The sequence below is a fragment of the Ramlibacter sp. genome, assembly GCF_036383835.1.
In the GTDB taxonomy this organism is placed as follows: Bacteria; Pseudomonadota; Gammaproteobacteria; order Burkholderiales; family Burkholderiaceae_C; genus Ramlibacter.
Genome location: NZ_DASVNN010000094.1, coordinates 76,888 through 83,396 on the forward strand (window position 1 = coordinate 76,888; position 6,509 = coordinate 83,396).

Below are 6,509 nucleotides of genomic sequence, written 5' to 3' on the forward strand. Positions count from 1 at the left end.
GAAGGCATGGATTGCGGGTCGAGCCCGCAATGACAAATTCAAAAGACAAGGAGACAAAGATGGATGATCTGTTCACCCGCCGCACGGTGCTCGCCGGCGCGGCCGCCTTCGCCGCACCCGCGCTGTGGGCGCAATCGGCCGCCTGGCCCGAGCGCAGCGTGCGCGTGATCGTCGCCTTCACGGCCGGCGGCACCACCGACATCCTGGCGCGCGCGGAGAGCCAGAAGCTCGCGGAGAAGCTCAGGCAGCCCTTCGTGATCGACAACAAGCCGGGCGCGGGCGGCAACATCGGCACCGAGATGGCGGCGCGCTCGGCGCCCGACGGCTACACGCTGATCGTCAACTCGGTCGGCCCGATCGCGGTCAATCCGACGCTCTACACCAGGCTGAACGTCAACCCGCTGACGGACCTGGTGCCGATCGTGCAGATCGCCGACGTGCCCAACGTGCTGATCGTGCATCCCTCCGTGCCCGCGAAGACGATGGAGGAGTTCATCGCCTGGGCCAAGGCCAACCCCTCGCAGGCGAACTACGGTTCCACCGGCGTCGGCACCTCGTCGCACCTCTCGGGCTACATGCTCGCCAAGCGCGCCGGCTTCACGGCGACGCACGTGCCCTACAAGGGCGCCGACGCGCTGAAGGACCTGCTGGCCGGCCGCGTGCAGATGATGTTCGCGACGATCCCTTCCGTGATCCAGCACATCCAGTCCGGCGGCCTGCGCGCCATCGCGGTGAGCAGCGCGAAGCGTTCGCGTTCCATGCCCGACGTGCCGACCGTGGCCGAGCGCGGCTTCCCCGGCTTCGAGGCAGGTTCCTGGTTCGGCTTCTTCGCGCCCAAGGGCACGCCGGACAACGTGGTCGCCACGCTGAACAAGGCGGTGAACGAGGTGCTGCCCTCGCTGGGCGACCAGATGATCAAGGAAGGCGCGGACCCCGTCGGCGGCACGCCGGAGCAGTTCCGCCAGTTCGTGATGAAGGAATACGAGAAGTGGCGCGTCGTCGTGCGTGAGTCCGGCGCCACCGCCACTTGAACGCCGCGCAGGAGCCGGTCCGCCTGCTGATGTCGGGCGCGGCGGCCGGCAAGCTCTCGGGCGAGATCGCGCGGCTGTTCGGCGCGCGACCGCATCGCATCGTCACGCCGGACGACGCCGATGCGGCGCAGGCCGACATCGCCTTCGTCTCGCGCGACGTCACGGGCCTTTCCACCAAGCACCAGATCCTGCCGGCGACGCAGCGCATGTACGACGTGCTGCGCGCGGCCACCCGGCTGCAGTGGGTGCACATCCACTCCGCGGGCACCGACCGGCCGGTGTACCTGGAGCTGCGCGGACGCGGCGTGGCGATCTCCACCTCGTCGGCCGCCAATGCGCCGGTGGTGGCGCAGACGGCCTTGCTCGGGTTGCTGGCGCTCGCGCGGCACTGGCCCGGGCTGATCGCGGCGCAACGCGAGCATCGCTGGGCGCCGCTGATCGCGAGCGGCCTGCCGCGCGACCTGCAGGGGCAGACGGCGGTGATCGTCGGCTGGGGTCCCGTGGCACGCGAGCTGGGACGGCTGCTGCGCGCGATCGGATTGCAGCTGGTGGTGGTGCGCCGCAGCGCCGGCGCCATCGGCGAAGGCATCGCCGCCGTGCCGCACACGCGCCTGCGCGAAGTGCTGCCCTCGGCGGATTTCCTGGTGCTGGCCTGCCCGCTGAACGACGAGACCCGCGGCCTGGTCGGCCGCGAGGAACTTGCGCTGCTACCGGCGCATGCGGGCCTGGTCAACGTCTCGCGCGGCGAGGTGATCGACGAACCCGCGCTGATCGAAGCCTTGCAGGCGCGGCGCATCGCCGGCGCCTACCTCGACGTGTTCGCGCAGGAGCCGCTGCCGGAAAATTCGCCGCTGTGGGCGTTGCCGAACGTGATCGCCACGCCACACAGCGCCGGGTTCTCGGATGGGAACGAGGAGCGGGTGGCGCGGATGTTCCTGGGGAACCTGGAGCGGTGGTTGCGGGGAGACTAGGTCATGCCGGGCTTGACCCGGCACCCACGCCTCCGGCAGGAATCCGCATTCTTCGCTAAGCTGCGGTCCCCAACCCCCGACGGAGCCGTCATGCCCCCTCGCCTCACCGCCCAGGATTTCGACCAGGAACTGCTGATCCTCTTCGACGCATACGTGCACGGCGACGTGGACCGGCGCGGATTCCTCGACCGGGCGCAGCGCTTCGCCAAGGCCGGCGTGACGGCCGCGGGACTGCTCGCGGCCCTGAGTCCCAACTTCGCCGCGGGCCAGCAGGTGAAGCCGGACGACAGCCGCCTGAAGACCGAATGGATCACGGTGCCCTCTCCCAACGGCAATGGCACCATCCGCGGCTATCTCGCGCGTCCGGCGGGCGCGGGAACGAACCGCCTGCCGGCGGTGCTCGTGATCCACGAGAACCGCGGCCTCAATCCGCACATCGAGGACATCACGCGCCGCCTCGCGCTCGACGGCTTCATGGCCTTCGCGCCCGATGCGCTGACGCCGCTGGGCGGCTATCCCGGCGACGAGGACAAGGCGCGCGCCGCCTTCGCCACGCTGGACCAGGCCAGGACGCGGCAGGACTTCCTCGCCTCGGTGGCGTGGCTGCGCGCGCGCAACGACGGCAACGGCAAGATGGGCGCGGTGGGCTTCTGCTACGGCGGCGGCGTCGTGCACTGGCTGGCCACGCAGCTGCCGGACCTCAATGCGGGCGTGCCCTTCTACGGCAACACGCCGGCGCCGGAAGAGGCGGCCAAGGTGAAGGCGCCGCTGCTGGTGCAGCTGGCGGGCGTCGACGAGCGCATCAACGCCGCGTGGCCGGCTTACGAAGCGGCGCTGAAGGCCGCGGGCGTGCGCCACACGATGTACCAGTACGCCGGCACGCAGCACGGCTTCAACAACGACACGACCCCGCGTTACGACGCCGCCGCCGCGAAGCAGGCGTGGGACCGCACGATCGCGTTCTTCAAGTCGAACCTGGCCTGAGAAGGGCGATGGTGGGCAAGCAAGCTTGCCCACCCTACCAGAGGCCACGACGTTCCCGTAGGGTGGGCAAGCTCCGCTTGCCCACCATCGAGAATTCCTACGCGCCCAGCCTGACCAACTCGAACACCTCCGCATACGGCTGCGCGCAATCCATCGCCCGCGCGGCCTTGCGGTTCACCTCCAGCACCCGCGCATCGAAGCCGCTGCCGCGCGTGCGCAGGTTGCGTTCCTGCTGCGAGCGATGCAAGCGCAGCAGCCCGCCCTTCCATCGCGCTTCCTCTTCTCCGAAGGCATGGACCAGGTCGACGCGCATGTCCACCGTCTTGGCATCCTGGTTGAGGCAGGCCCAGGCCTGCAGGCGCTGCTGCTGCGCGATCCGGCGCACGGTCTCGAAGGTGCGGCGATGCGTGCGGTTGCCGTCGTTGCCGTGCGGCAGGAACAGCAGGTCGGCGGGACGCGACGCGATCCATGCCTCGAGCGGCGCGTCGTCGCTTTCCGCGCCCTCGCCCCACAGGCGCAGGAAATGCAGCCGCTCGGGCGGCAGCCCGAAGAAGGCGCAGCTCGCGGCCTGCTCGCCTTCGCGCAACGCCGCCTTGCCCGCCGCATCGACCGCACCCTGGAAGCCATCCTCCACGCCGTTCGACCCGGTCGTGAGCACGGCGACGTGCAGCACGTGTCCTCGAAGATGAAGATGGCGCAGCGTGGACCCGATCGCGTCGAAGTCGTCCGGGTGCGGCGCCAGCACCAGCACCTGCAAGGGCCGCGGCCACGCGAGCGCGCGCAGCTGCAGCGGTCGCGGACCCGGGGGAAACAAGGACTCGGGCAGCGCCATCATGGGGGCAAGCCGGCTACTCCAGCGGATCGCCGAACAGGTCGCCCAGGTCCTTCGGCTTGCCCGTGGACGCTCCCGTGGATCTGGGCAAGCCCTTGGGATATTCCTCCGCGATGCGGTCTTCCCAGTAGGTGGTGGGGTTCGGCGCGCTGCACAGGCGCCGGTACACCTCTTCGGGCACATGCTTGTACGCGAGCACCTTGCCGTCGTCCCAGTGCAGGTCGAGCTGGTGCGAGGCCGCGTCGTAATCCGCCTTGCGGATGCGGCCGCTGTTGAATTGCTTGCTGGGCATGGCGGACTCCTGGCGGCGCGGCGCGCACGCCCGGGTGAGTTTACGCCGCGCTGCTACGCTTCGAAGTAGCCGATGACGAAAGCGACCACGAACACGGCCAGCAGGTACGCGATGCACGCGAGCACCGCGACGCCCAGCGGCTTGCCCCAGCCCTTGCGCATGTAGCCGGTGCCGTAGCGCTCCTTCACGGCCTTCTGCTGCGCTTGGCCGCTGGCGAAGTACCAGGCGGCCACCAGCGCCGTGCCGACCAGGTTCGTGACCCGGTCGAGCTCGCGCGAGTCGGGCAGCAGCACGCTGCCCAGGCCGACGAGGACCATCGCGGCGAGCGAGGCCACCATCCACACGAACGACGCCCTGGCTTTCGCAGGCTCGCCCATCACCTTCCAGTTGCGCATGTGCAGGGCCGCGCCGAACACCGGCGTGAACAGCAGGCTCCAGCCGGCCGCCGCGCCGGGATTCCACAGCCTGGGCACGGCCACCGTGTCGGAGAAGTCCGGGATGTCCTTCACCTCGGCGCGCGGGGGAGCGTAGCGGTGGGTCGTGGTGTCCATGGCGTCCTTCCTGTACGGCTTACCTCTTGAGCGGCCGGGTCGACCCCACGTTGCGGCAACCCTCCTGCGATCCGAGCTTGCAGGCCTTGGCGAAACGCAGTTCGGCATCGCGCGCCTCCCGGGCCGCGGTGTCTTCGTCGCCCGCGCCGCCGTACTGCACCGCGTGGAACACGCCCGCGCGATTGCACGATTCCGCGTTGTCGCCGGCGCAGGCCTTGTCGTGGAATTTGTAGGCGGCCCGGTCGATGCGGCGAATGGCCGTGACGCGGGTCTCCGCCGGACGCACGCACAGTTCCTCGCCCGATTCGAGGCAGCGCGCGAGGTTCTTCGTGCCGTTGTGGTGCCAGAGGAAGTCGCCGGCGCGCGCGCAGGCTTCGGCGCTGCCCGCCGCGTCGCAGGCCTGTGCATCGGCCGCGTAGGGCTCGGCGGCCTGCGCCGGCACCATGGCCGGCAGCAGGACCGCGAGCACCATCCCCCAGAGCGCACCTTGGCGAGCGCTACCCATCTCCACCCCTTCGTCTTTTTTGCAGGGTATACGCAGGTTCCCGAACGCGCACGGGCTTGTGGCGGGCTTCCGACAGGGGTTTGTGCAGTTGTTCGCGGTTGTGTGCATCGGGGCTCGGCCATGGCCGCCCTTCGCTCTTGCTTCGCTCTTGCTTCGCTCTTGTGTAGGGTGGGCAAGCTCGCTTGCCCACCATGTGCCTACGGCGCCAACGGCATCACGGCGCGGAACTTCGGTTTCACCTGAGTCAAAGCACAGGTATCCTCTGCTTTTTCCCTAGGGCATCCGCGGCTATCGTCGCGGCTCGCATTCATCCCACAGGAGACCCTGATGAAGAAAGCCGTAGCCTTGATGGCCATCGTCCTCACCCTCGGTTCGACGCTCGCGCTCGATGCCGAAGCCAAACGCCTCGGCGGCGGCAAGTCCAGCGGCATGCAGCGCCAGAACGTGACGGCGCCCGCTTCGCCCACCGCCACGCCCGGCTCGCCGGCGACCACCGCCCCCGCCGCGGGCAGCACCGCCGCCGCGGCAGCCCCGGGCGCCGCCGCCGCCGCGCCCAAGCGCAGCTGGATGGGCCCGGTGGCCGGCATCGCCGCCGGCCTCGGCATCGCGGCGCTGGCGTCGCACTTCGGCTTCGGCGAGGCGCTCGCCAACATGCTCACGATCGCCCTCGTCGCGTTCGCGGTGCTGGCCGTGATCGGCTTCTTCCTGCGCAAGCGCGCGCAGTCGCAAGGACAAGGCCCGGCGCTCGCCGGTGCCGGCGCAGGAGCGGGTGCCCCCGCGGCCTTCCGCACGAACGAGGTGCCGCAACCGCAGCAAGGCGGATCGCTGATCGGCTCGCGTCTGGGCGGCGGCACGGCTCCCGTCGCGTCCACGGGCACCATCCCCGCCGGTTTCGACGTCGCGGCTTTCGAGCGCAACGCGCGCGACCAGTTCATGGGCCTGCAATCCGCCAACGACGCCGCCGACCTGCAGCGCCTGCGCGACTACGTCACGCCCGAGCTGTTCGAACTCGCGCGCGAGGAAGTGCAGGAGCGCGGCGGCGCCACGCAGCAGACCGAAGTGTTCGGCCTGAACGCACAAGTGCTCGACGTCGCCGAGGAAGCCGATCGCTACGTGGTCAGCGTGCGCTTCACCGGCAGCGTGCGCGACCAGCACGGCGCCGTGCCCGAGGACCTCGACGAAACCTGGCACCTGGTGAAGCCGCGCACCGGCTTCGGCGGCTGGCTCGTCGCCGGCATCCAGCAGAACGGCGCGTAAATTAACTCTGAAAAATCACAAGTGATTTTTCAGAGTTGTTCAGCATGTGTGAGAAGGCCCGGCAAAGCCGGATCCTTCTCACAAAT

8 protein-coding genes are annotated in these 6,509 nt (G+C 69.7%); 4 read left to right on the plus strand and 4 right to left on the minus strand.

The window, feature by feature from the left end; genetic code table 11:
- Positions 1-59: 59 nt before the first annotated feature.
- From VF522_RS15675 to VF522_RS15685, 3 genes are all read left to right on the plus strand, one after another.
- Positions 60-1,031, plus strand: coding sequence for a tripartite tricarboxylate transporter substrate binding protein (locus VF522_RS15675; protein ID WP_330909224.1), 972 nt, complete (start codon positions 60-62; stop codon positions 1,029-1,031).
- Positions 1,032-1,060: 29 nt separating this feature from the next.
- Entirely contained in the window at positions 1,061-2,002 is a 942-nt protein-coding gene (locus VF522_RS15680) for a D-2-hydroxyacid dehydrogenase (protein WP_414709540.1), read from the plus strand.
- A 90-nt stretch (positions 2,003-2,092) separates the two neighbouring features.
- The gene (locus VF522_RS15685) at positions 2,093-2,986 is read left to right on the plus strand and encodes a dienelactone hydrolase family protein (RefSeq protein WP_330909226.1); all 894 of its coding nucleotides are present in this window, start codon (positions 2,093-2,095) and stop codon (positions 2,984-2,986) included.
- Between the two features lie 97 nt (positions 2,987-3,083).
- Here the strand turns inward: VF522_RS15685 and VF522_RS15690 are convergent, their stop codons facing one another.
- From VF522_RS15690 to VF522_RS15705, 4 genes are read right to left on the minus strand one after another with little or no spacing between them, the layout of a single operon-like run.
- Entirely contained in the window at positions 3,084-3,821 is a 738-nt protein-coding gene (locus VF522_RS15690) for a PIG-L family deacetylase (RefSeq protein WP_330909227.1), read from the minus strand.
- 13 nt (positions 3,822-3,834) lie between these two features.
- On the minus strand, positions 3,835-4,110 hold the full coding sequence (locus VF522_RS15695) for a KTSC domain-containing protein (protein WP_330909228.1): 276 nt from the start codon (positions 4,108-4,110) through the stop codon (positions 3,835-3,837).
- 53 nt (positions 4,111-4,163) lie between these two features.
- Complete coding sequence (locus VF522_RS15700; RefSeq protein ID WP_330909229.1) at positions 4,164-4,661, minus strand: hypothetical protein; 498 nt, start codon at positions 4,659-4,661, stop codon at positions 4,164-4,166.
- Between the two features lie 19 nt (positions 4,662-4,680).
- Positions 4,681-5,133, minus strand: a complete 453-nt coding sequence (locus VF522_RS15705; RefSeq protein ID WP_330909230.1) for a hypothetical protein — start codon at positions 5,131-5,133, stop codon at positions 4,681-4,683.
- A gap of 360 nt (positions 5,134-5,493) precedes the next feature.
- Here VF522_RS15705 and VF522_RS15710 point away from each other — a divergent pair, with 360 nt between their 5' ends.
- Positions 5,494-6,423 (plus strand): Tim44 domain-containing protein, encoded by a 930-nt coding sequence (locus VF522_RS15710; RefSeq protein WP_330909231.1) that lies wholly within the window; start codon positions 5,494-5,496, stop codon positions 6,421-6,423.
- Positions 6,424-6,509 lie beyond the last annotated feature (86 nt).

Coding starts and splice junctions, on each gene's coding strand:
- VF522_RS15710 (WP_330909231.1), top strand. CDS start 5,494: ATGAAGAAAGCCGTAGCCTTGATGGCCATCGTCCTCACCCTCGGTTCG.
- VF522_RS15685 (WP_330909226.1), top strand. CDS start 2,093: ATGCCCCCTCGCCTCACCGCCCAGGATTTCGACCAGGAACTGCTGATC.
- VF522_RS15680 (WP_414709540.1), top strand. CDS start 1,061: ATGTCGGGCGCGGCGGCCGGCAAGCTCTCGGGCGAGATCGCGCGGCTG.
- VF522_RS15695 (WP_330909228.1), bottom strand. CDS start 4,110: ATGCCCAGCAAGCAATTCAACAGCGGCCGCATCCGCAAGGCGGATTAC.
- VF522_RS15675 (WP_330909224.1), top strand. CDS start 60: ATGGATGATCTGTTCACCCGCCGCACGGTGCTCGCCGGCGCGGCCGCC.
- VF522_RS15705 (WP_330909230.1), bottom strand. CDS start 5,133: ATGGTGCTCGCGGTCCTGCTGCCGGCCATGGTGCCGGCGCAGGCCGCC.
- VF522_RS15700 (WP_330909229.1), bottom strand. CDS start 4,661: ATGGACACCACGACCCACCGCTACGCTCCCCCGCGCGCCGAGGTGAAG.
- VF522_RS15690 (WP_330909227.1), bottom strand. CDS start 3,821: ATGATGGCGCTGCCCGAGTCCTTGTTTCCCCCGGGTCCGCGACCGCTG.